Annotated in this window: 23 protein-coding genes; 10 read left to right on the plus strand and 13 right to left on the minus strand. The window is 61.3% G+C overall.

Annotated elements, in window-relative coordinates; all coding sequences use genetic code 11:
- Positions 1-1,214 (plus strand): autotransporter domain-containing protein (locus E4P00_RS22655; RefSeq protein WP_248133116.1); only part of this gene is annotated, 1,214 nt, incomplete at its 5' end.
- Positions 1,215-1,562: 348 nt separating this feature from the next.
- Here E4P00_RS22655 and E4P00_RS22660 read toward each other — a convergent pair.
- The 6 genes from E4P00_RS22660 to E4P00_RS22685 are packed head-to-tail and all read right to left on the minus strand — an operon-like array spanning position 1,563 to position 7,243.
- Positions 1,563-2,495, minus strand: a complete 933-nt coding sequence (locus tag E4P00_RS22660; RefSeq protein WP_248133117.1) for a phosphatidate cytidylyltransferase — start codon at positions 2,493-2,495, stop codon at positions 1,563-1,565.
- 1 nt (position 2,496) lies between these two features.
- The gene (locus tag E4P00_RS22665) at positions 2,497-3,117 is read right to left on the minus strand and encodes a lysophospholipid acyltransferase family protein (RefSeq protein ID WP_216090507.1); all 621 of its coding nucleotides are present in this window, start codon (positions 3,115-3,117) and stop codon (positions 2,497-2,499) included.
- 9 nt (positions 3,118-3,126) lie between these two features.
- Positions 3,127-3,570: a hypothetical protein gene (locus E4P00_RS22670; RefSeq protein WP_032878622.1), complete on the minus strand. Its 444-nt coding sequence runs from the start codon at positions 3,568-3,570 to the stop codon at positions 3,127-3,129.
- Positions 3,560-4,858, minus strand: coding sequence for a phosphatase PAP2/dual specificity phosphatase family protein (locus E4P00_RS22675; RefSeq protein WP_248133118.1), 1,299 nt, complete (start codon positions 4,856-4,858; stop codon positions 3,560-3,562). Before E4P00_RS22675 ends, E4P00_RS22670 begins: the two co-directional genes overlap by 11 nt.
- A 2-nt stretch (positions 4,859-4,860) precedes the next feature.
- Positions 4,861-6,609, minus strand: coding sequence for a bifunctional alpha/beta hydrolase/class I SAM-dependent methyltransferase (locus E4P00_RS22680; RefSeq protein ID WP_248133119.1), 1,749 nt, complete (start codon positions 6,607-6,609; stop codon positions 4,861-4,863).
- A 10-nt stretch (positions 6,610-6,619) separates the two neighbouring features.
- Positions 6,620-7,243 carry a CDP-alcohol phosphatidyltransferase family protein gene (locus tag E4P00_RS22685; RefSeq protein ID WP_248133120.1) on the minus strand — a complete coding sequence of 208 codons (624 nt, stop codon included), beginning with the start codon at positions 7,241-7,243 and terminating at the stop codon, positions 6,620-6,622.
- Between the two features lie 227 nt (positions 7,244-7,470).
- On the opposite strand from E4P00_RS22685, the gene E4P00_RS22690 reads away from it, so the two are divergent.
- The 8 genes from E4P00_RS22690 (at position 7,471) to cfaB (ending at position 16,645) form a co-directional block, all read left to right on the plus strand.
- On the plus strand, positions 7,471-9,396 hold the full coding sequence (locus E4P00_RS22690) for a protease modulator HflK (RefSeq protein WP_248133158.1): 1,926 nt from the start codon (positions 7,471-7,473) through the stop codon (positions 9,394-9,396).
- Positions 9,397-9,405: 9 nt separating this feature from the next.
- Entirely contained in the window at positions 9,406-10,401 is a 996-nt protein-coding gene (locus E4P00_RS22695; RefSeq protein WP_164699557.1) for a protease modulator HflC, read from the plus strand.
- Complete coding sequence (locus E4P00_RS22700; protein ID WP_078822681.1) at positions 10,398-11,432, plus strand: protease modulator HflK; 1,035 nt, start codon at positions 10,398-10,400, stop codon at positions 11,430-11,432. Before E4P00_RS22695 ends, E4P00_RS22700 begins: the two co-directional genes overlap by 4 nt.
- Entirely contained in the window at positions 11,429-13,315 is a 1,887-nt protein-coding gene (locus E4P00_RS22705; protein ID WP_103734107.1) for a cation-translocating P-type ATPase, read from the plus strand. Before E4P00_RS22700 ends, E4P00_RS22705 begins: the two co-directional genes overlap by 4 nt.
- Before the next feature lie 116 nt (positions 13,316-13,431).
- On the plus strand, positions 13,432-13,683 hold the full coding sequence (locus tag E4P00_RS22710; RefSeq protein WP_078822679.1) for a hypothetical protein: 252 nt from the start codon (positions 13,432-13,434) through the stop codon (positions 13,681-13,683).
- A 65-nt stretch (positions 13,684-13,748) separates the two neighbouring features.
- Complete coding sequence (locus E4P00_RS22715; RefSeq protein ID WP_248133121.1) at positions 13,749-14,594, plus strand: DUF692 domain-containing protein; 846 nt, start codon at positions 13,749-13,751, stop codon at positions 14,592-14,594.
- Positions 14,585-15,373 carry a DNA-binding domain-containing protein gene (locus E4P00_RS22720; protein WP_216090505.1) on the plus strand — a complete coding sequence of 263 codons (789 nt, stop codon included), beginning with the start codon at positions 14,585-14,587 and terminating at the stop codon, positions 15,371-15,373. Before E4P00_RS22715 ends, E4P00_RS22720 begins: the two co-directional genes overlap by 10 nt.
- Before the next feature lie 87 nt (positions 15,374-15,460).
- On the plus strand, positions 15,461-16,645 hold the full coding sequence (cfaB, locus tag E4P00_RS22725; protein WP_005792585.1) for a C17 cyclopropane fatty acid synthase CfaB: 1,185 nt from the start codon (positions 15,461-15,463) through the stop codon (positions 16,643-16,645).
- A gap of 76 nt (positions 16,646-16,721) precedes the next feature.
- Here cfaB and cls read toward each other — a convergent pair whose 3' ends face one another.
- Entirely contained in the window at positions 16,722-18,161 is a 1,440-nt protein-coding gene (gene cls / locus E4P00_RS22730; RefSeq protein WP_005792584.1) for a cardiolipin synthase, read from the minus strand.
- A 130-nt stretch (positions 18,162-18,291) separates the two neighbouring features.
- Here cls and E4P00_RS22735 point away from each other — a divergent pair, with 130 nt between their 5' ends.
- Positions 18,292-18,813, plus strand: coding sequence for a DUF3617 domain-containing protein (locus tag E4P00_RS22735; RefSeq protein WP_005792583.1), 522 nt, complete (start codon positions 18,292-18,294; stop codon positions 18,811-18,813).
- Here the strand turns inward: E4P00_RS22735 and E4P00_RS22740 are convergent.
- From E4P00_RS22740 to folE2, 6 genes are read right to left on the minus strand one after another with little or no spacing between them, the layout of a single operon-like run.
- A complete protein-coding gene (locus tag E4P00_RS22740; RefSeq protein ID WP_248133122.1) occupies positions 18,810-20,147 on the minus strand; it encodes a dihydroorotase in 1,338 nt (445 codons plus the stop codon). The genes E4P00_RS22735 and E4P00_RS22740 overlap by 4 nt on opposite strands.
- Before the next feature lie 3 nt (positions 20,148-20,150).
- A complete protein-coding gene (locus tag E4P00_RS22745) occupies positions 20,151-20,711 on the minus strand; it encodes a DapH/DapD/GlmU-related protein (RefSeq protein WP_005792581.1) in 561 nt (186 codons plus the stop codon).
- On the minus strand, positions 20,708-21,586 hold the full coding sequence (locus tag E4P00_RS22750) for a metal ABC transporter substrate-binding protein (protein WP_078822675.1): 879 nt from the start codon (positions 21,584-21,586) through the stop codon (positions 20,708-20,710). The genes E4P00_RS22745 and E4P00_RS22750 overlap by 4 nt, the downstream gene beginning before the upstream one ends.
- A gap of 11 nt (positions 21,587-21,597) precedes the next feature.
- A complete protein-coding gene (locus tag E4P00_RS22755; RefSeq protein ID WP_005792579.1) occupies positions 21,598-22,464 on the minus strand; it encodes a metal ABC transporter permease in 867 nt (288 codons plus the stop codon).
- On the minus strand, positions 22,464-23,132 hold the full coding sequence (locus tag E4P00_RS22760) for an ATP-binding cassette domain-containing protein (RefSeq protein WP_248133123.1): 669 nt from the start codon (positions 23,130-23,132) through the stop codon (positions 22,464-22,466). Before E4P00_RS22760 ends, E4P00_RS22755 begins: the two co-directional genes overlap by 1 nt.
- On the minus strand, positions 23,129-24,019 hold the full coding sequence (gene folE2 / locus E4P00_RS22765; protein ID WP_248089236.1) for a GTP cyclohydrolase FolE2: 891 nt from the start codon (positions 24,017-24,019) through the stop codon (positions 23,129-23,131). The genes E4P00_RS22760 and folE2 overlap by 4 nt, the downstream gene beginning before the upstream one ends.
- Positions 24,020-24,106: the final 87 nt, after the last annotated feature.

A 24,106-nucleotide genomic window follows, 5' to 3' on the forward strand; every position in this document is an offset into this window, starting at 1 on the left:
TAACACCGAAAGCAAGCGTTGATGTAGCGATTGCTCCCGCGCTTGTCCTGTCACCCGTGGGTGTAGCACCTGTTCAGCCAGTGCCCGATATGACGGCTATGAGCATTGCTATTAAGCGCAACAACACCAGCTTTGCCAGCGTTGCACAGACTAAAAACGAGCGTGCGGTTGCAGCCGTGGCTGACACTTTAGCCCTGGGAAACCCTGTGTATGAGAGCCTTTTGACCTTCAACTCCGCTGAACAGGCCCGCCAGGCCTTCAAGCAACTTGATGGCCAGGTTCATGCTGATGTCGCCGCTGCGCAGATCGCCGACAGTCGTTATGTTCGTGATGCGGTGAATGCTCGCCTACAACAGGCTCAAGCGCTGAATCCAGATGCAAAAATTCAAGTCGACAGTAGCAACGGCGGCTGGGTGCAATTACTCGGAGGTCACACGCAACTCGACTCCGATCACAACGCCGCCAGCTACAGCACCTCTACCACTGGCGTGCTGCTCGGTCTGGACACTGACATCGGCGATGGATGGCGAATCGGCGGGGCGACGGGCTACACCAAGACCGATCTGAAGGGAGCCTCCAGAAAGTCGGCCAATAGCGACAACTATCACCTGTCGATCTATGGGGGTAAACGCTTCGATAGCATCGCCCTACGGTTCGGAGGAGCGAGCACTTGGCACCACTTTGACACCTCGCGTAACGTGGGATACGGCAGCCAATCGGCTCATCAAAAAGCTGTCTATAACGCACGAACGGATCAGGTATTTGGTGAAGTCGGTTATACCGGCTGGTCAGCCTTCGAGCCTTTTGCAAATCTGACCTACATTAACTTTCAGAGCGACGCATTCAAAGAACGTGGGAAAGCGACGGCGTTGCACGCCAGTAAGCAAAGTCAGGATGCTGTCGTCTCGACGGTCGGTCTGCGTGGGCAGATGCAATTGCCAGTGGGTTCGACTCGCTCGGTCAAACTGCGCGGTGAGTTGGGTTGGGAGCATCAGTACGCAGAGCTGGACCGTGAAAGTTCCTTGAAATTTGTCGGCAGCGAAGCTGCGTTTGCGGTGAACAGCGTGCCAGTGTCCCGTGATAGTGCGGTGGTCAAAGCCTCGGCAGAGATGGCCATGACCAAGGACACGCAGGTGTCTCTTAACTACACCGGACTGGTTTCAAGTCATGGTGGTGGCAGCGCGGTCAACTTGGGGTTCACTTTCCAGTTCTGATCTAAGGTCGGTAGTGGTGCAATGAGTTTCATTGCACCACACTGGGCCAATGGATATGCGCGCAGGTAACGCTGAGTTGAGACAGTTTCTAAACTCGACTTAAACGCCTGACTCTAGCGTTTACTGGGTGAACCGAGACGGATTTTTAATCCCGATCAAAAGGGCTGTTTTCAACAGCCCTTTTTCTATTTTGGATGCGCGCCCGCCCTTTACCCCTGCGCAAGGCAGTGACCTTATGCATCCGGGATGCCCATGGCACAGTGGCAACTGCCCAACCGCGAGACGTTCCAGGAGAGCGTGGGGCCATTCCACGAATGGGTGGCTTTGCTGTATCAGCGCCGGGGCGGGTCACGTCCACCAGTACCGCACAAGATGAAAGAAAATCGGTGCCGCAAAGCACACCGAATCCAGCCGATCCAACATCCCGCCGTGCCCTTCGATCATGTGCCCCCAGTCTTTTACGCCGCGGTCACGCTTGATCGCCGACATCACAATCCCGCCGGCAAAGCCCAGCAAGTTGATCAGCAGCGCGATCAGGAACGACTGCCAGGGATTGAACGGTGTGGTCCACCACAGCGCCGCGCCGATCAAGGAGGACAGCAGAATCCCGCCCACAAACCCTTCCACCGTTTTCGACGGCGAGAGGTTGGGCGCGATCTTGTGTTTGCCGAACAGCTTGCCGCATACGTACTGCAGCACGTCCGAGAGTTGCACCACGATCACCAGGTAGGCGATCAACAACAGGTTGCGGCCTTCGTAGCCGGGGATGTCCAACGTCAGCAGGGCAGGGACGAAGGACACGCAGAACACCGCGATCATCAGCCCCCATTGCACCTTCGAGGCGCGTTCCAGGAAGTGTGTGCTGTCGCCGCCAAGGGAGGCGAGGATCGGCAGCAGCAGGAACACGTACACCGGGATGAAGATCGAGAACAGCCCATACCAGTCGGCGTAGATCAGCACGTATTGCAGCGGCAGGGCCAGGTAGAACGCGGCCACCAGGGCCGGGTAGTCGCTGCGCCGGGTGGGCGTGAGGGTGAGAAATTCGCGCAGGGCGTAGAACGACACGGCGTAGAACAGCAGGATCACCGCGCCGGTGCCTAACCAGAAGGCGATGCCGATTACCACCACCATCACCCACCAGGCGTTGATGCGGGCGTTGAGGTTGTCGATCACGGCATTCGGGTTGCCACGGGGGCGCAGCTTGAGGATCAGGCCGATCAGCGAGGCGATGACTAGGATCGCGCCGATGCCGCCGAATAACATCAGGGTTTGGCTATCCATCTCAGGAATGCTCCGGGGCAAGGGCGAGCAGGGCGTCGCGGCTGCGAGCAAGGAAGGCGGCTTTGTCTTCGCCTTCTGCCAATTGCAGAGGGGCACCGAAGCTGGTTGTGCATAACAACGGTAGCGGCAGCACGCGCCCTTTAGGCATGACCCGGTTGAGGTTGGCTATCCACACGGGAACCAGTTCGGCCTGTGGGTAACTCTTTGCCAGGTGATACAAGCCGCTTTTGAACGGCAGCAAACCCTCGTCGAGATTGCGCGTGCCTTCGGGAAAGATGATCAGCGAGTCACCGCGTTCCAAAGCCGCGAGCATGGGCAGTAATGGGTTATCCACAGGGTCCTTGCGCTCGCGGTCGATCAGCACGCCATTGAACACCCGGTTGATGATGTAGCGGCGCAGCGCGCTCTTGTTCCAGTAATCGCTGCCGGCCACCGGGCGTGTGAATTTGCGCAGGTTCTGCGGCAGCGACGCCCACACCAGCACGAAGTCGCCGTGGCTGCTGTGGTTGGCGAAATAGATGCGTTGCACCGGTACTGGCGCGCACCCCAGCCACAGGCTGCGAGCGCCGGTGACGGTGCGGGCCATGGAGGTAATCAGCGTGGCGACCACGGGTTCGAACATGGGAATTCCTTATCCGGCGAAAGGCAGCCAAGGGCTGGCGAGGATGACGCCCAAGGTCAGCAGCGCTTGCGCGCCCAGCAACCAGGCTTGTTTACGCAATAGTTTAAGGGCGCCACGGCGGCGTTCGGTCCACGGCCGACCGGCTCGCTTGGACGATTGCAGGCCGAGGGTTTGCAGGGCCTGGTCAAGGTCTGGAGTGCGGGTAACGTCGCGGGCCAGCATGGCGAACAGGTCGGCGTCGAAGGCCACTCGCAGCGCCCAGTACTTTTGCAGCAGGCCCAGCACGATCATCCACAGGGCCAGCAGCAGGCAGATCGTCGAGATACTGGCCAACAACAATTGGGCGAGGCCGAACAGTATGCCGAGCAACGTCAGGCCTGTGGATAACTGATCCAGGGAACGGCCACGGCGTAGCAGGCTGGCAACTATCTGGAGTTCCATATCAGGGTGCATGGTGCAAACCCTCCAACGCTTTACGGTGTGCGGGGTGCAGGACCACAGTGGCCCGTGCTGTACGAATAATAGCCAGTGCTTCATCGACCGTGGCGGCTCGGCCAGTATTCAGCAGCCAGGCGGCGATAGCGGTGGCGCTACGGGAGTAACCGAGGGCGCAGCACACCAGCAAGGGGCCGCTCGTTCGCAGACGTTCAATGGCGTGTGCGGCTTCCAGGCATTCGTCGGCTGTTGGGGTGACGAGGTCCAGTACCGGCACGCAGGCATAAGCGCGGCCCAGTGGATTAATCGGCAGTTCGGCGCACAGATCGACAATGGCCCTGAGCGAGCCTTGCTCGCTGGCCGTAGGAATGCGCCCCAGCCAGACGTTATCCACAATCAGGTCCGGCTGTGGATGTTTGCGTGTCCACAGCCGCGAATTGACCCACGCACCCGCTAAATAAGGCGCATACAACCAGCGGGCTGCAGGCGTAAGGCGGCCATCCGCACGTTTTTGAAAGCCCGACGCGCCGATCACAAGGTAGTTGGCGGTGATCAAACCCAGGGAAACCGCTGGCCACAGCAGCCACAGCCAGCCGCCGCCCAGTACCAGGGCAAGTGCCAGCAGTAATAGCGTGCCCAGCCCGTAGCGCACAGCCAGGCGCCAGCGTTGGGTATCCCGCGTCAACTGCGCACTCAACAATGGGCTCGGGTGCTCCACTGGCCATAACCACACGCACAGCCACCCCGCGAGGGCGCCTGTGGGTAAGTCGATAAAGTGATGTTGATAAGTAGTCAGCACCGAGATGCCGATCAGCGCAAACCAGCCGTGCACCACCCAGCGCCAGACCCCCTGGGTGTGCCGCTGGTACATGACCCACAGGATCACCAGCAGTGCGATATGCAGCGAAGGTGCCTGGTTGAACGGTTTGTCGAAACCGGCCAGCACCGCGAATAGCCAGCCAAACACCCCGTCCAGCTCTGGCCGCTCAAAGGTAAAGCGCAATGGCCAGATCAGGAAGCAACTGACGGCAATCACCTGCGCACTCAGCAGGCGCAGTGCATGTTGTTTCAGCTCATGCCGTGTATTGGGCAGCAGCAGAGAGAAGCCGTAGAGCAGGTCGATGGACCAATAGGGCACGATGGTCCAGGCCCAGAACGGCATATGGCTTTCCCAGCCGAACACCAGCGTGCCGACGTCGCTGCGCTGGCTGGTGACCCAGGTGGCAAAGCCATAGGTGCTGAAAAACAGCGGCGCCAACAGCAGCAGCCAAAGCACCGCAGGTTTCAATAAACCGGGTTCGCGCATGTTCAGATCTTCTGTGCCAGGGACACGGTGAAAATGCCCCACTCATCCACGCGCTGGGTGATCTTGCGAAAGCCCGCGGCTTCAACCAACTGGTCCATTTCCGCCTGGCTGCGCCGACGCATCACCCAGGCCTGGCCCTGGCGGTGGCTGGTGAGCGCGCGGGCAATCAGCTCCAACTGCGGGTGCCACGGCTGCCCGGTGTAGACCAGGTAACCCCCCGGCTCCACGGCGTCGGCCAGCCCCGCCAGTGAACCACCGACCATGGCGTTATCGGCGAACAACTCATACAGGCCAGACACCACGGCCAGGGTCGGCTTGGGGTCCAGGGCGGCCAGGTCAGCGCGGTCGAACGCATCGCCTTTGACGAACTGGGCGATGTCCCCCAAGCCCTTCTCGCGAATCAGCGCGCCACCGTCGCGCACGTTGATGTCGCTGTAGTCGCGCAGCAGGATCGACTCCGGCAACGGCGATACGCCTTGCAAGGCTTCAAGGATGTAACGGCCGTGGCCGGCGGCGATATCGACGATACGGACCTCGCGGTGCTCGTCACGCAGCTTGGTCATGGCCAGGCGCAGCAGTTCCTCGACGTTCAGCTTGCGCTGGCGAATACCGCGCCAGCCAATGGAGTTGAGGTAGTTGGTGTCGATCATCCGCCCCAGCCCGCCCTTGCCGGTAGGCTTATTGCGATACACGTAGTCCAGCGTGCTGCCGGAGTCGAAACCGGTGTCGAAGCCCAGTTTCACGCCGTCCGACAGGTTCTTGCCCAGGCCCATGCTGGCGCGGGTCATGCGCCAGTAGAGGTCGCGCAGGGAATTGCGTGGCAGTGGCGCGGCAAGGGATTCGGATTCGGCGCAGGTGGCGCCAAGTTTGTCGGCGTCCAGTAGAGAGGCGCGGTCCAGCGGATGTGCGAAGTTCTGCAGGATAAAGCGTTTGGCGCTGCTCACGGCCACGGCTCGGTCACGTTCACCGAGGGTGTCGTGGAAAAACCCAGGGAGGATATGCAGCTCTTTTTTCAGGCTGCCGAGGCGGTCGAAAAATTGCTGCTGGGGTTTACGGTGCACCACAAAATCGGAGCCTGAGATAAGCAACTGGGTAGGCACCTGGATCGCCAGGGCGTCGGCTACAACCCGGTCGGCCGCTTCGTACAGGCCAAGCAGTACATTCACCGAGATGGCCTTGGTGATCAGCGGATCGCTGTCGTAGGACGCCACCCGTTCCGGGTCATGGCTGAGGAACTTGGCCTTGACGTAGCTGTTGACGAAAAAGTTGCCGCGAAACCTGCGCATCAGGGCCAGGCCCGGGCGGGCGAAGGGCACGTACAGCTTGACCTTGAAGGCGGGCGAGGCGAGCACCAGGGCGCGGATCTTCGGCGCGTAATCGTGAACCCAGGTGGCCGCGATCACTGCGCCGACGCTTTGGGCGATCACGGCCAGGTTTTGCTCTTCGATGCCGTAGGTGGCGCCGATATGGTCGCAGAAGGTCTGCACATCACGGGCACTGGTGGCAAAGCTGGGGCTGTCGCCGCGCTCGCCGGGGGATTGGCCGTGGCCGCGGGCGTCCCAGGCGAAGAAATCAAACCCCGGCAAGTCCAGTTCATCCACCAGGTGGGCAATACGTCCGGAGTGCTCATGGCCGCGATGGAACAACAGGATTGCCTTGCGCGGCTCGGCGTCTGCCGTGGCCGGCCAGTGCCGGTAGAAAAGCTCGACGCCATCATGGGTACTGAAGGTGTGCTCTTGCTGTTCGCGCATCGCAAATTCCTTATGCAGAAGGGGGAGTTTGTGGCTGTTCTTTGAGGCCCTGGCGCACCCGGTTGACCAAGGTATAGGCGAGCATGGCGGCGACCAGCCACATCACCGCCTCGACCCAACCGGCGCCGAGCCAGCCCAGCGCCACGCCGGTGGCCAGTACACCCAGTACAAAAGCCCGATCACTCTTGCCCATCGGCCCGTCATAGCGACGCGAGGCGCCCACCATCGGCCCCAACACACCGGCGTACTCGCTGAAGACCGCAAGCAGTGTCACCAGCACCACCGGCACCGGGCTCACGCCGGGGATCAGGGCAAAGGGCAGGATCAGCGCGCTGTCGGCGATCACATCGCACAGTTCATTGAGGTAAGCGCCGAGGCGTGACTGCTGGCCGAATTCTCGAGCGAGCATGCCGTCGATGGCGTTGAGGGCCATGCGCACGATCATCCATAAAGGGATCAGCGCAAACAGCCAGAGGTGTTGGGCGAAGCCTGCGATCAACAACCCCACCAGCAGGGAAATAACGCCGGCCAGCACGGTGATCTGGTTGGCGGTGGTGCCGTTGTCGTAGAGGCGCTGCACAAGTGGGCGCAGCAGGTTTTGAAACCGCGGTTTGAGTTGGTAGATGGAAATCATGGGGTGGCGCTTCCTTGTCCGTGAACCCGCGAAAAGCTGTTTCGGAGTGTGCCGATTAATCGCAGCCGACACCAGTGATGGCTCGTGTTTATAGGGGGTTAGTCACAATCCGGAGAATACAGGGAGACAAATGTGGGAGAGGGATCAGGGGTGGATGCAAAAGCGAACAAAAATTTCACGCTTCGTGTTATATTGTAACGAATTGTGTGCAAGTGGGCATTGAGCGGATGCAGGTGGATTTAGAAGCTGACGGCGCTTCGGTAGAAGGCCTGGCGCGTTTTCAGCAAGGGCTGTTCCATGCCCGTCGGTTACGCCAAGCGGGTATCAGCCTGACGACCCTGGCGATCAGCGGATGGGTGTTGGCGCTGTTCGTGGCGTTGTTTGCGCCACTGTCGATCTGGCCGGTGGTGTTGATCAACTGCGCTGCGGCCCTGCTGCTGTTGGTGGCCGGGTTGCAGTCGGCCTGGTGGGTGGCTGATTGGCGTGCCCAGGCGATGGAGGTGCCGAGCGCTGAGTTGATTGAGCAACCCATTGAGCCCACTGCCTGGCACAAGGGGCTGATCAACCGTTTCGGCAACGGCCTGCTGGCACAGGTTGGCGCACCGGTGCTGTGGTTGGCGGGCTGGTCGTTGCTGGCGTTGGTCAGCGTTATCCAGTTCTGGAACCTGGCCTTGCCTGCTGCGGCCATCGGTCAGTCCGCCAGCATCGGTGCGGCGCTGGCATTGGGGCTGGCTTTTGGCTTGCTGGTGTTCGAGCGTCGCCTGGCCCAGGAAACCGCCGCCCAGTGGCCGGAAGCTTCACAGCTGGCGCAGTTGAGTCGGGTGGCGATTATCTGCCTGGTGCTGAGTGCCATCTGCCTGTTGTTTGCCAATGCCGAGTCGGTGTGGCCGCTGCGTCTGGCGACACTCGTCGGCCTGTTGCCGGCGCTGGTGGCGCTGGAGTTCCTGCTGCGGGGCGTGCTGTCGCTGTTCAGCCCGCGCCAGCCGCGCCTTGAGCCGCGCTTGATGGCGCAGAGTTTTATCGCCGGCCTGCTGCGTTGGCCGCCACAACCGTTGCTGGCGTTGCAGCATGAATTGCACAACCGTTTTGGCATCGACCTGCGCCAGATCTGGGCCTTCACCTACATGCGCCGGGCTTTCCTGCCGGTGTTGCTGGTGGTGCTGACGGTAGGTTGGGCGCTGACCGGCGTGCATGAAGTCCCCCTGCAAGGGCGTGGGATTTATGAGCGCTTCGGCAAACCGGTCGAGGTGTTCGGCCCCGGCCTGCATACGGGTTTGCCGTGGCCGCTGGGTCGCGTACTCAACGTGGAGAACGGCGTGGTGCATGAGTTGGCGACCAGCGTCAGCGAAGCCGCCACACCGGAGCTGGCCGCTGCCGAAGGCCCGGCGCCGTTGATTGCCAACCGCCTGTGGGACGCCAGCCATGTGAATGACAAATCCCAGGTCATCGCCAGCAGCAGCGGCGATAAGCAGGGCTTCCAGATCGTCAACATGGACGTGCGATTTGTCTACCGCATCGGCCTCACCGACCAGGCTGCGCTTGCCGCCACTTACAACAGCGCGGACATACCTACCCTGATCCGCAGCACCGCCAGCCGCATCCTGGTGCATGACTTTGCCTCGCGCACCCTCGACGAATTGCTCGGTGAACAACGCACCAGCCTCGCCGACGAGATTGGCCGCACGGTGCAAGCAGACCTGCACACCCTCGACAGCGGGGTGGAAATCCTCGCCACGGTGGTTGAAGCGATCCACCCACCGGCTGGCGCCGCCAATGCTTACCACGGTGTGCAAGCCGCCCAGATCGGCGCCCAGGCACTGATCGCCCGTGAACGTGGCGCGGCCAGCGAGCAGACCAACCAGGCGCTGCTGCAAGCCAGCACCGTCCGTGATCAGGCCCAGGCCGGCGCCCGCGAAGTGAATGCCGGCGCCCAAGCGGCGAACCTGCGCTTTGCCGCCGAACAAAAAGCCTATGCCGCTGCGGGCCAGGCTTTCGTGCTGGAACAGTACCTGAGCCAACTGAGCCTGGGCCTGGCCCACGCCAAGCTGCTTATTCTGGATCATCGTTTGGGCGCCGACAGTGCGCCGACGATTGATCTGCGTTCTTTTACTTTGCCCGCCGATCCACTGGCGCCGCGCAAAGCCGTTCAATAAGGAGTCTGTCTGTTGAGCGCTCATTCTCACGATCACGGTCATCACCATCATCACGGCCACCACCATCACCACCATGGTGATGAACAAGCGGCCGGGCCTTTCCCTTGGCGGCGCATGGCCTGGGCGGCGTTACTGGTGCTGTTTGCCGTGGCAGCGGCGAGCCTGGTGCAGGTGCGCTCCGGCGAGGCCACGGTGATTACCCGCTTCGGCAACCCCGCGCGAGTGCTGTTGGAGCCGGGCCTGGGCTGGCGCTGGCCGGCGCCATTCGAAGCGGCGATCCCGGTGGACCTGCGCCTGCGCACCACGTCCAGCGGCTTGCAGGATGTGGGCACCCGCGATGGCCTGCGGATTATCGTGCAGGCCTATGTGGCGTGGCAGGTGCAGGGCGATGCCGACAATGTGCAGCGCTTCATGCGCGCAGTGCAGAACCAGCCGGACGAAGCGGCGCGGCAGATTCGCACCTTCGTCGGCTCGGCGCTGGAAACCACGGCGGCCAGCTTTGACCTGTCCAGCTTGATCAACACCGACGCCAGCCAAGTGCGCATCGCCGATTTTGAAGCGCAGTTGCGCCAGCAGATTGATCAACAATTGCTCGCCACCTACGGCGTGCGCGTGGCGCAGGTCGGCATCGAGCGCCTGACATTGCCTTCGGTGACACTCACCGCCACGGTTGATCGTATGCGCGCCGAGCGGGAAACCATCGCCACTGAACGCACCGCCGTGGGCAAGCGCGAAGCGGCGCAAATCCGCTCCGCCGCCGAGCGTGATGCGCGCATTGTGCAGGCCGATGCGACGGTGAAAGCCGCCGATATCGAAGCGCAATCGCGGGTAGAAGCCGCGCAGATTTATGGCCGTGCCTACGCGGGTAATCCGCAGCTGTACAACCTGCTGCGCTCGCTGGATACCTTGGGCACGGTGGTCACGCCGGGTACCAAAATCATCCTGCGCACCGACGCCGCGCCGTTCCGCGCCCTGGTGGATGGGCCGAAGGACATCCAGCCATGAGCGAACGCGGCAGTCCCGACAGCCCTTGGATTCAGGCCGGGCGCCTGACCTTCCTGGCGCTGTACGCGGTCACTGTGTTGGCGGCGTTGGCCTGGGCCTTTTCCAATGTGCGCCAGATCGACCCGCAGAATCGCGCGGTGGTCCTGCACTTCGGCGCCCTTGATCGCATTCAGAACGCCGGGCTGTTGCTGGCCTGGCCGCAGCCGTTCGAGCAGGTGGTGTTGTTGCCGGCGGCGGACCGGGTGATCGAGCGCCGAGTGGAGAACCTGCTACGTTCCGACGCGGCGCTGCAGGCTGATCGCGTGGCCAGTTTCGCTACGCCGTTGAGCGATGCCCTGGCCGGTTCCGGCTACCTGCTGACCGGCGATGCCGGGGTGGTGCAGTTGGATGTGCGGGTGTTCTACAAGGTGACCGAGCCCTATGCCTTCGTGTTGCAGGGCGACCACGTGTTGCCCGCGCTGGATCGGTTGGTGACGCGCAGTGCCGTAGCCCTGACGGCAGCGCGGGATCTGGACACCATCCTGGTAGCACGCCCGGAACTGATCGGCAGCGACAACGGCGCCGCCGAACGCCGCGAGCGCCTGCGCGGCGATCTGGTGCAAGGCATCAATAAACGCCTGGCCGATTTGGCCGCCAGCGGTTTGGGCCTGGGCATCGAAGTCACCCGCGTCGATGTGCAATCGAGCCTGCCGGGCCCGGCGGTGAATGCCTTCAACGCAGTGCTGACTGCCAGCCAGCAAGCGGATAAAGCGGTGGCCAACGCCCGCACCGAAGCGGAAAAACTCACCCAGACCGCGAATCAGGAGGCTGACCGCCAGGTGCAAGTCGCCCACGCCCAGGCCAGCGAACGCTTGGCCAATGCCCAGGCGCAAACCGCTACCGTCGCCAGCCTCGCCCAGGTCAAAGACCCCGGCTTGCTGTTGCGCCTGTACCGCGAACGCCTGCCGAAGATTCTCGGTCAGGCGGGTTCCGTGACCACCGTCGACCCCAAAGACGACTCCCGCTTGATCATCCAGGGAGCCGAACAATGAGCGCACCCATGCTGACCTCGGCCGAACAGCGCAGCGCTGCCCGGCAATTGACCCTGGCCATGCTCGCCCTTGGGTTGCTCGTGCTGGGCCTGGTGTGGCGCTGGCTGGCGCCGGACCAGAACGGTGTGAGCCAATTGCTGCTGGGGGTGGCATCGCTGTTGGTGGCGGTGCCGGTAATGCGTTCGGCCTGGTACAGCCTGCGCTTTCCCAGCTTGCACGGCATCACTGACCAACTGATTGCCCTGGCCATGCTTGGCGCCTGGGCCACCGGCGATCTGCTCACCGCCGCGTTGTTGCCGATCATCATGATCTTCGGCCATGTGCTGGAAGAGCGCAGCGTGATCGGCTCCCAGGAGGCGATCCATGCCCTGGGCAAACTCACCCGCAGCCACGCCCGTTTGGTACAGGCTGACGGAACCATCACCGAAGTGGATAACGCCACGCTGAACCCCGGTGATATCGTCGAAGTGCGCGCCGGCGACCGCGTGCCGGCCGATGGCGTGGTGCTGTCCGGCCAGGCGAGCCTGGACACGGCACCAATCACCGGTGAGTCGGTGCCGTTGGAAGCCAGCGCGGGTGTGCAGGTGTTTGGTGGCGCGATCAACCTTGATGGTCTGCTGCGCCTTGAAGTGACGCGCACTGGCAACGAATCGACCCTGGGCAAAGTCATCGCACTGATGCAGAACGCCGAGCGCTCCAAGCCGCCGATCACGCGGCTGCTGGAGCGTTATGCCGGTAGCTATATGGTGTTGGTGCTGTTGCTGGCGGCGGTCACCTGGTTCGTCACCAACGATGCGCAGGCGATGCTGGCGGTGCTGGTGGCGGCGTGCCCGTGTGCCTTGGTGCTGTCGGCGCCGGCCACGGCGATTGCCGGGATCGCCGTGGCGGCGCGTCATGGGATTCTGATTCGCAGCTCGGCGTTTCTCGAAGAATTGGCTGACCTGACCTCGTTGGTGGTCGACAAGACCGGCACCCTGACCTTTGGCACCCTGCGTTTGCAGTCCATCGAGACCACCGCACCGGATCGCCAGGAGCTGCTGAACCTGGCGGCCAGCCTCGGCTCGGCGAGCAGTCACCCGGTCAGCCGAGCGTTGGCGGGGTTGGCGACTCAGGAGCAGTTACTGGCGCTCACCGACATTCGCGAGCGTCAGGGCCTGGGCGTGGTCGCACAGACCGAACAGGGCGAAGCGGCGCTGGGGCGGCCGGAGTTGTTCGAACAATTGGGCATCGTCACCAGCGGCGTTCCCAACCATGACGGCCCTATTGCCGGGTTGGCGTTGAACGGCGATTTCCTGGCCTGGCTGTTGCTGGCCGACAGCGTCAAGCCGGAGGCGCGCCAGGCCCTGCAAGAGTTGCGTGATTTGGGCCTGGGCCGCCAGCTGCTGCTGACCGGCGACCGCCAAAGCGTAGCCGACAGCCTGGCGCTGGAGGTGGGCATCAGTGATGTCGAAGCCCAAGCCTTGCCGGAAGACAAGCTCAACCGCGTGCTGGGTGAAATCAGCAGCGGCTTCCGGCCGATGGTGGTGGGCGATGGCATCAATGATTCGTTGGCGCTCAAGGCCGGTGTGGTTGGTGTGGCGATGGGGGCGGGCGGTGCCGATATCGCACTCGCATCGGCGGACGTGGTGTTGATCGGCAGCGACTTGCGCCGCCTGGGTACCTGCGTGCGCTTGAGCCGCCAGTGCCGGCAGACGTTGCAGGTGAACGTGATCATCGGCCTGGGCTGGACGTTGGCCATCGTGGTGTTCGCGGCCTTTGGCTGGTTGGGCGCGGCGGGTGCCATGATTGCGGCGGTGCTGCATAACCTCAGTACCTTGCTGGTGCTGGGTAACGCTGGGCGGTTATTACGCTTCCAGGAGCCGCTGTTGAAGCTTGATGAATAATTTCAGAAATATTTGCACACGGCTGTAACGCCAATGGGGGCCCTCACTCTAGTGGTGTGTCGAGACTGAACAATCCGTTCGGACCGACTTCACCACTGATCATGAGGAATACAACAATGAGCATTAAATCCGCTGCTGCTGGCGCCGCCCTCGCGATGGCTGCCGCCACTATGTTTGCCGGTGTGGCCACCCAGGCACACGCAGCCGATGCCACTGTGCATTGCTATGGCGTCAACGCTTGTAAAGGGCAGAACGACTGCAAGACCAAAGATCACGCGTGCAAAGGTCAAGGTTCCTGCAAAGGCCAGGGCTTCCTGTCCATGAGCAAGGCGATGTGCGACGAGAAGGGCGGTACCGTCGGCGAGTAACGGCAACCGAGTGCAACCGCAGCGACCGCCCCCCGTCGCTGCGGACACTTTTCCTGGAGCGTCTTATGCCCACTTCTTTTTCGAGCCTCGGTTACGGCCTGGGGCTGCGCAGTGAGTACTACCAGCAGATCCTCGAACAGTCGCCGGCCGTGGATTGGTTCGAAGTGATCTCCGAGAATTATCTGGTGCAGGGCGGCAAAGCCTTGTACTACCTGGATGCGATAGCCGAGCGTTACCCCGTGGTAATGCACGGTGTGTCCTTGTCCATCGGTGGGCCCCATGCCCTCGATACCGATTACCTTGCGCAAATCAAACAGCTCGCCGAGCGCATCCAGCCGGCCTGGATTTCCGATCACCTGTGCTGGAGCCGCGGCAGCGCGCATCAGCTGCATGACCTGCTGCCGCTGCCCTACACCGAAGAAAGCCTCTATCACGTGGCCGGTCGTGTGCGTCAGGTGCAGGACGTGTTGCAGCGCCCGCTGGTGCTGGAAAACGTCTCCAGCTATGTGCGCTCCAAGGCTGATGAGTTCACCGAGTGGGAGTTCCTCAACGCTTTGGCCCACCTGAGCGGGTGTCAGTTGTTGCTGGACGTGAACAATGTGTATGTGAGTGCGCGTAACCATGGCTTTGATGCCTGGACGTTTATCCGCAACCTGCCGCCCGAGAGCATCCGCCAACTGCACCTGGCCGGGCATATGGACTACGGCGACTATGTGGTCGACACCCACGACCATCCTGTGTGCGACCCGGTGTGGGCGCTTTACCAACAGACCCTGGAGCATTTGGGGCCGGTGTCGACGCTGTTGGAGCGCGATGATCATTTCCCGCCGTTCGAAGAATTGCTCACTGAGTTGAGCAAGGCCCGCGAGCTGGCAGCCAGTGCCCTGGCCAGGAAATCGCTATGCGCCTGATCGACTGGCAATTGGCTTTTGAAGAGCACCTGTTATCTGAACCTTGCGCGGCCAACAGCAGCTTTGCCGCCACCTTGCTGGGGGGGCCGACCCTGGATGTGGACACCGGCCTGGCGATTTACCACAACGCCTATCTGTCGCGATTGAAGGAAGTGCTGTGCCATGACTTCAGCGCTATCCGATATTGGCTGGGTGATGATGAATTTGCCGCGCTGAGCGAAGCCTACGTTCGTCGTTACCCCTCGGCCCACTACAGCCTGCGTTGGCTCGGTGAGCGCTTTTCGATGTTTATCCTTGAGCACTTGGTCGCAGAACACAGTGCGCCGCTGGCTGAATTGGCGCGTCTGGAGTGGGCGTTTACCCTGGCGTTCGATGCACCCCAGGGGACGCCGCTGACCGTGAATGACATGGCGCAATTGGCACCCGGGGACTGGCCGACGCTGCAGGTAAGCCTGGCGCCTTCAGTGCAGCATTTGCTGTGCCGTTTCAACACGGTGGCGATCTGGCGAGCCAGCAAGGATGCATCGGGTTTTCCCGGCAGCCAGGCGCTGGACCCGATGCAAATCTGCCTGGTATGGCGTCATCAGAATGTGTGTCACTACCGCAGCCTGGAGCCTGACGAAGCCTGTGCACTGGCAGGGATGGTGACTACCGGCTGGAATTTTTCAGAACTGTGCGCAGAGTTGGCAGTCACTTATTCAGAGGGTGCGTCGCTGCAAGCGGCCACATGGCTGAAACAGTGGATCCAGGACGGTTTGCTTGAACTCCGAGCCCCATAGAGACGTGCTATTAAATCGATAGCCTCCTACTTTGTCTTCGGATGATCTACCCTCACTCCAGACGTCTGAAACAAGGGGGGATTACTCATGCTCGCGCAACTTCCACCGGCCTTACAGAATCTTCAGCTACCGTTGCGTCTTCGACTCTGGGACGGCCATGAATTCAACTTGGGTCCTGAGCCCAGTGTGACGATTGTGGTCAAGGACCCCACGATGGTGTCCAAGCTGACCCACCCAACGCTCGATTCACTGGGCGAAGCCTTCGTCGAAGGCAAACTGGAGCTGGAAGGCTCCATCACCGAGGTGATCAGGGTATGTGACGAGTTGAGCCACGCCTTGATCGATGACGACGAAGGCAGCCGTCCGGTGCGCTCGATCCACGACAAGGCCACCGACGCGGCGGCCATTTCCTACCATTACGACCTGTCCAACGAGTTCTACCAACTATGGCTGGATCAGGACATGGCGTATTCCTGCGGTTATTTCGAAACCGGCAGCGAATCCATCGACCAGGCCCAGCAAGACAAATTCCGTCACCTGTGCCGCAAACTGCGGCTGCAGCCGGGCGAGTACCTGCTCGACGTTGGGTGTGGTTGGGGCGGGCTTGCGCGGTTTGCGGCGCGGGAATTCGGAGTCAAGGTGTTTGGTATCACCTTGAGCAAGGAACAGCTGGCGCTGGCCAGGGAGCGGGTGAAAGCCGAAGGCCTGGAGGATCAGGTCGACCTGCAACTGCTCGACTACCGCGACCTGCCCCAGGATGGCCGCTTCGACAAAGTGGTGAGCGTGGGTATGTTCGAACACGTCGGCCACGCCAACCTGGCACAGTACTGTCAGACGCTGTTCGGTGCCGTGCGTGAAGGCGGCCTGGTGATGAACCATGGCATTACCGCCAAACATACCGATGGCCGCCCGGTAGGCCGAGGCGCCGGGGAGTTTATCGAGCGCTACGTATTTCCCAACGGCGAACTGCCTCACCTGGCGATGATGACTGCCGAGATCAGCGAGGTCGGGTTGGAAGTGGTGGATGTCGAAAGTTTGCGCTTGCACTACGCCCGCACGTTGGACCATTGGAGCGAGCGCCTGGAAGACAATCTGGAAGCGGCGGCAAAGATGGTGCCGGAGCAGGCGCTGCGCATCTGGCGGCTGTACCTGGCCGGTTGCGCTTATGCGTTTGCCCGGGGCTGGATCAACTTGCACCAGATCTTGGCGGTCAAACCCCATGCCGATGGTGGTCATGAACTGCCGTGGACGCGGGAAGATCTCTACCGCTGACCCGATTTTCCAGAACACTGAAGATCCAAATGTGGGAGGGGACTTGCCCCCTCCCACATTTTCCCTGCGTTGTCTGTTAGAGAATCGGTGAGATCAAGCGCGCCACCCGCATCCCCAACTGTTGCAGGCGTCGCGTCTCGCGGCTTTCTTCCTGACTGACTTCATGGGACAGGGCAAAATCGTCCAGCAGCATGTGTTCAACCTGGCTGGCGAAAGCCTCATCCACTGTCAGCAACATCACTTCGAAATTCAGTCGGAACGAACGGTTGTCCATGTTGGCGCTGCCAATGGCGCTGATTTCGCTGTCTACCAACACCACCTTCTGATGCAGAAACCCGGGCTTGTAGCGGAACACCCGCACACCTGCGCGCACGGCTTCGATGGCGTAAAGGCTGGAGGCGGCATATACGATGCGGTGGTCGGGCCGCGATGGCAGCAACAGGCGCACGTCCACCCCGCGCAATACCGCCAGGCGCAGTGCGGCGAATACGGCTTCGTCGGGGACGAAGTACGGGCTGGTAATCCATACCCGCTCGGTCGCGGCGTGGATGGCCTCGACGAAAAACAGCGAGCAGGTTTCATAGGGGTCTGCCGGGCCACTGGCGAGCAGTTGGCAGAGCACGCCGTCTTCGGGGTAGGCATCCGGCAGGATCAGTGGCGGTAGTTGCCGCGCCGCCCAGAACCAGTCTTCGGCAAACGACTCCTGAAGGCAGGCCACCACTGGGCCGGTGACCTGTACATGGGTATCGCGCCATGGCGCCAGCGGCGGTTTTTTGCCCAAGTACTCATCGCCCACATTGTGCCCGCCGACAAAGCCGGTGATACCGTCCACCACCACGATCTTGCGATGGTTACGGAAGTTGACCTGGAAACGATTGAGCCAGCCGCTGCGGGTGGCGAACGCCTTGACCTGCACCCCGGCGTCGCGCAGCGATTGTACGTAGCGATGGGGCAGGGCGTGGCTGCCGATGCGGTCGTACAGCACGTAAATGTCGACGCCCTGGGCGGCCTTTTCCTTCAATAGCACCTGCAATTGGCGGCCAAGCTCATCGTCATGGATGATGAAAAACTGGAACAGCACGGCGGTTCTGGCGTTGCGAATCGCCTCGAAAATCGCGCCAAAAGTAGCCTCGCCATTGATCAACAGGCGCACTTCATTATTGGCCAGGCACGGCATGCGCCCGAGCTTGGGCATGGCTCGCAGAGAGGCATAGGCACTGGAGTTGCGCGCCGCGAGCGCTTCCTCTACCCACGGGCGCCAATTCAGTTCGGCGATCGCCGTGTGCATTTCCTGGTTGGCCTGGCGACGGGCCTGGATGTACGCGTCGAAGGTGCTGCGGCCGAAGATCAGGTAAGGGATCAGCGTCAGGTAAGGCATGAACATCAGCGACAAGGCCCAGGCGATCGAGCCTTGGGCGGTGCGGACAGTCAGTACCGCGTGAATTGCGGCGAGGCTCCCGAGAACGTGCAGCGTGGCAATGAAGTAGGCGAGCAGGTGCGGGCCAAAGAAATCCATGAACGACGTAACTCCAGGCAGTCCAGTGCGTAACAGACCATGAACCGCTGCGAATGTCGCTATTTTATTTGCCGTGCAACACTGGCCGCTTTACGACGTCTAACGCCGACAATTACCCAGGAGTTACCCGATGAATGCTCGTCTGCTTGGTTTGGCCATGGTTGTTGGTTTGTCGCTGCCGGTGGCGGCGCAGGCGCAGATGCTGGCGCCGGGCTTGTGGGAATTGACCACCAGTAATATGAAAGTCGATAACCAGGACCTGCCGGACCTGTCGCTGATCCTCGGTCAGCTCAAGCAACAAATGACTCCTGAACAGCGCGCCATGCTCGAAAAGCAAGGCATCAACATGGCCGGTAAGGGTGTGCAGGTGTGCCTGACTCCAGCCCAGGTTGCCACCGACTCCATCCCGCTGACCGACCCGCAATCGGGCTGCAAGCAGGAAGTGACTGACAAGACCGGCAACCAATGGAAGTTCCGTTTCAGCTGCCCCAAAGCCCAGGGCACAGGTGTAGCGACCTTCCAAAGCCAGAAGGAATTCACCACCACCGTCAACGGTACGTTCAATGCCACCGGCATCCAGCAGAAGGGCAGCCTGGACAGCCACGCTCAGTGGCTGGGCAACGATTGCGGTACGGTCAAACCCCGCGCTTAATGCAGAAAATGCAGAGGCAAGCCCTGGCAACTGTCGACCACCTGGCCGTTGTGCCAGGCCAGGTGGCCGGACACCAGCGTGGTGCTCACGCTGTGACGAAAGCTGCGCTCTGCAAAGGGAGTCCAGCCGCAACGGGCGAGAATCGGTTGGCTGCTGACCGGTTTGCCCTGAGGCTCAGGTTTGATCAACACCAGATCGGCCCAATAGCCTTCACGCAGGTAACCGCGATCAGGAATGGCAAACAGGTCGGCCACCCGATGACTGGTTTTCGCCACCAGTGTGGTCAGAGGCAAATGCCCGTCGGCCACCAACTCCAATAGTGCCGGCAGGGCGTGCTGCACCAGGGGTAAACCCGAGGGTGCTTCACGATAGCCCAATTGTTTTTGCGCCCAGGTATGCGGCGCATGGTCAGTGCCAATCACATCCAGGCGATCACTTAATAACGCCAGGCGCAGCGCGTCGCGGTCGGCGCGTGTCTTGATGGCCGGGTTGCATTTGATCTGGTGGCCGAGGCGGTGATAGTCGCGGTCGTCGAACAGCAGATGATGCAGGCAGACCTCGGCGGTGATGTGTTTTTCGGCCAGGGGCTTGTCTTCGAACAGCGCGAGTTCACGGGCGCTGGTCAGGTGCAGCACGTGCAGTCGCGTGCCATGGCGCTGGGCCAGTTCCACGGCATACGATGACGAGCGATAACACGCTTCGGCGTCGCGGATCAGTGGATGAGCGACAGCGGGAATGCGCTCGCCAAAGCGCTCGCGCAAGCGTTGCTCGTTGGCCAGGATGCTCGGGGTGTGTTCGCAGTGCGCGAGCAGAATGGTCGGCACGTCGGCAAACAAACGTTCCAGAATACGTGGGTCGTCCACCAGCATGTTGCCGGTGGAGGCGCCCATGAACACTTTGACTCCAGCCACTTCACAGGGGTCGAGGCCGGCGACGATATCCAGATTGTCGTTGCTTACGCCAAAGTGAAAGCCGTAGTTGGCCACTGAGTGCAACGCAGCACGGTGCTTCTTATCGGCCAAGGCTTGCAGGTTCAAAGTGGCTGGCTGGGTGTTGGGCATGTCCATGAAGCTGGTGATACCGCCGGCCACCGCGGCACGGGATTCGCTGTAGAAACTGCCTTTGTCTGGCGCGCCGGGTTCGCGAAAATGCACCTGGTCATCGATCATTCCCGGCAGCAACCACTGGCCTTTGGCGTCGATTTCCACCGGTTCGTGAGCGCCTTCAATGCTGGCGGCAATCTTCTCGATACGGCCATTGGCGACCAGCACGTCGGCGTCGAATACCTGGCCCTCGTTGACCAGGCGGGCGTTGCGTATCAGCAGGCGACTCATGGTTCAGAACTCGTTTTGCAAGGCTTTGTAGCCGCGCACCAGGTCGACGTTGGTGCGTGCCACGTCTTCGGAAAACTCCGAGGCACTGACACTCACCGGCGGGAATTGCGACAGGTCGGTGTTAGGCCCGATGCGGGTGGTGGAGGGCACGTAGAAGGCCGCAGGCAGGTCGCGGCCATCGACCACCGAGTTGTGGCGCACCACGCAGCCATCGCCGACGGCGCAATTAAACAGCACGCTGTTGAAGCCGATGAACACGCGGTCGCCAACTGTGCAGGGGCCATGGACGATGGAACGGTGGGCGATAGAGGTGAACTCGCCAATGGTCACCGCCGCGCCGGACTTGGAGTGGATCACCACGCCGTCCTGGATATTGGAGTTCGCGCCGATCGTGATCGGGTCCATGGCGCCGCTGGCATCGACTTCGTCGGCGCGGATCACGGCGTACGGGCCGACGAAGACGTTCTCGCCGATGATGACCTTGCCGCAGATGATCGCGGTCTTGTCGACGTAGGCTGACTCGGCAATTACCGGCAGGTCACCTGAAGGGTTTTTGCGGATCATGGTTTGCTCAACGCCGCGCACAGGGTGTTCAGGTTGTATTCGAACAGCCCGATAAAGGTGCTGGCCGGGCCTTGAGCGGCGAGGGCGTCGGAGTACAGCGTGCCGCCTATCTGCGCGCCGCTTTCATCGGCAATCTGCTTGAGCAGGCGCGAGTCCTTGATGTTTTCGATAAACACGGCTTTGACCTTGTCTTTACGGATCTGGGTGATTAGCGCGGCGACTTCGGCGGCCGACGGGTCACGCTCGGTAGACAAGCCCTGGGGCGCGAGGAATTGGATGCCATACGCCTGGCCCAAATAGCCGAAGGCGTCATGGGAGGTGACGATGCGGCGGTTGCCCGACGGCAGTGCAGCGAACTTGGCCTTGGCCTCGGTCAGCAGGCTGTGAATTTGCTTCAGGTAAGCCTGGCTGTTGCGCAGGTAGTCGCTTTTATTGGCAGGGTCGGCGGTCACCAATGCCTTGGTGATGTTGCTCACATAAATTTCGGCGTTGGCCAGGTTGTGCCAGGCGTGTGGGTCGGGAATGGTCTCGCCGTCTTCCTCCATGGTGTGCGAGATCACGCCTTTGCTGGCGGTGACGACCGTAGCGGTGGTTTCAGTGCTGGTGACCAGGCGATCCAGCCACGGCTCGAAACCTAGACCGTTCTTGATGATGACCTTGGCCTTGAGCAGCGCTTTGGCGTCATCCGGTGTGGGTTCATAGGTATGAGCATCGGCGTCCGGGCCGACCATGTTGCTGATCTGAATATGGTCGCCACCGATCTGGTGGGTGATGTCATCGAGAATACTGAAGCTGGTGACTACCTGGAGTTTGTCTGCGGCGTGAGCCATCGACAGCGGCAGCAACAGACTGAACAACACAAGAAGAGCGCGCATCGGGAAACACCTCATGAGGATGTAGGCAAAGGTGGGCGGCGCAATAAGCCATGCACCGGACCGAATACCACGGACAACACATATCCAGCGCCCGCCACCAACACGATCGCCGGGCCGCTGGGCAGTGAGTAGTAGAACGACAGCAGCAAACCCAGCCACACCGACAGGCATCCCAGCACCGCCGATACCGCGATCAACACCGGCAGGCGTCGGCTCCAGAAGCGTGAAGCGATGGCCGGCAGCATCATCAAACCCACCACCATCAGTGCGCCGATGGCTTGAAAACCGATCACCAGGTTCAGCACCACCAGGGTCAGGAACAGGCCGTGGGCCAGTGGGCCAAGGCGGCTGACGGTTTGCAGGAACAGCGGGTCAAGGGTGTCGAGCAGCAGGGGTTTGTAGATCAGTGCCATGGCGATCAGGCTGAAGCTGGACACCCAGAGCATTCCGGTCAGTGTGGTTTCGTCCACGGCCAGGGCGGAGCCGAATAACAGGTGCAGCAGGTCCAAGCGTTTGCCGGCAATGCCCAGGATCAATACACCGGCCGCGAGCGAAATGGGGTAGATGGCGGCGAGGCTGGCGTCTTCGCGCAGGCCGGTGCGGCGGGTGATCCACGCCGCCAGGCCGGCCATGCTCAGGCCTGCGCCGAGGCCGCCGAGGGTCAGGGCGGGCAGGCTTAGCCCTGCGAACCAGAAACCCAGTGCGGCGCCCGGCAGAATGCCGTGAGCCACGGCGTCACCGATCAGGCTCATGCGTCGCAGGATCAGGAACACGCCCAAGGGGGCGGTGCTACATGCAAGCACCAACCCGCCGATCAGTGCGCGGCGCATAAACACGAAATCCTGAAATGGCATCCACAAGTGAGCGGTGAGGTGCATCAGGCCACCTGCATCTGTGGTTGCGGGCGGATCAGCTCTTTGCTGGGGCCGAACACGCAGCCGGTGTTTTTAAGCTGCAATACGTGCTGGGTGTGGTGACGCACGGACGCCAAGTCATGACAGACGACCACCAGCGTGCGGCCTTGGTTGTGCCAGGTATGGATGTGTTTCCAGCACAGGGCCTGGCCGTCTTCGTCGAGGGCGGCGTGGGGTTCGTCGAGCAGCAGGATGGGGGAGTCGGCCAGGCTCATACGGGCGAGCAGGGCGCGTTGCAGTTCGCCACCGGATAACGCCATCAGCGGGCGCTGTTCCAAACCGCTGAGACACCACTCGTCCAATACGGCGTGCAGGCGCTCGTTGCGTTCATGTGAATTCAGCTGGGTGCCCCAGAAGCCGGCAGCCACCAACTCTTGCAAACTGATCGGAAACTGACGATCCAGGTGCTGTTGCTGGGGCAAGAACGACAAGCCGCCGCGACGTGGAACATCGACACGCACCTTGCCCGTCAGCGGCTTTTGCAACCCGGCAATCACTTTGAGCAGGCTGCTTTTGCCGGTGCCATTGGCGCCGATAATCCCCGTGAGGCTACCTTTTTCCAGCGTCAGGTTCAGCGCCGGCGTCAGTGGTTGGCCGGGGGCGCCCCAGCGCAAAGCGTGGCAGGTAATCATGCAAAGTCTCTCGTCCAACGGCTTTCAGCCACCGCATCGTGGGCGTGCAGGCTTTCAGCGTGGATCACTTTGAGGTGGAAGGCTTTGACGGCATCCGAGCGCTTCAAGGCGAGGTTCAAGCGGCGAGCGGCATCTTCGCAGAACATGAGGTTCTGTCCGTTAGCCAGGGCGAACGCTTGTTCATCCGCACGTTTCACAGCGGTTTGTACCGCAGTGCCCAGAGCTGCTTCGGCAGCGTTGATCAAGTCGACTATCGCCAGATCGTCACCCTGCAGCTGAACGTTTAACTGCGCGGTACTGCGTTGGCTATGGGGCGTGGCCACAATACCGTGGGCGCTGCCCAGCCAGCTCAACACGTCTTCATGCTGCAGAGGAGTGTCGGCAAAATCTTCGAGAAACTGCTGCTGAATTAGCTGTCTGGCAAGGGCAGCGGAGCAAGGGCACGTTGAGGAATAAGTAACGTCAATTTTTAGTTCCACGTGGAACATCTGATTTTCCAGACGCGCTTCGATGCTGACCGGATAGCTTTTCCAACCCTCCAAAGGGCTGACCAGCGCAGGGCGCTTTAACAACAGATTTGTGTGAATACGCAGGTAGGCGTTCTTAGATAAATCTTCATGTGTGTCGAGAAAACGCTGCAGTACATTACGCAAAAGTGCAGATGTAAGGGGTTGCTGTTCGAGCATTTCCAACGCCAGGTAGAGGCGTGACATATGAATGCCACGGGCTGTACCGTCGTTCAGGCTTACGCCCGCATCGGCGGTAGCGGCCAGGTGTTGGCCGCCGAGCAGCACAGGCAGGGCAATGCCGCACATGCCCACCCAGTCGAGTGGCAAGGCTTGGCGTGAAGCCTGCGCGGCGATATCCGGCAGAGTCAGCGCATTCATGAGCAGGTCCATCGTTGGAAATGATTGGTCATGTTATAGTATAACAATAACTGCCACGATGAAATTTATGTCCCAGCCTTTGTTCAG

Source organism: Pseudomonas sp. B329 (genome assembly GCF_023127835.1).
GTDB classification, from domain to species: Bacteria; Pseudomonadota; Gammaproteobacteria; order Pseudomonadales; family Pseudomonadaceae; genus Aquipseudomonas; species Aquipseudomonas synxantha_A.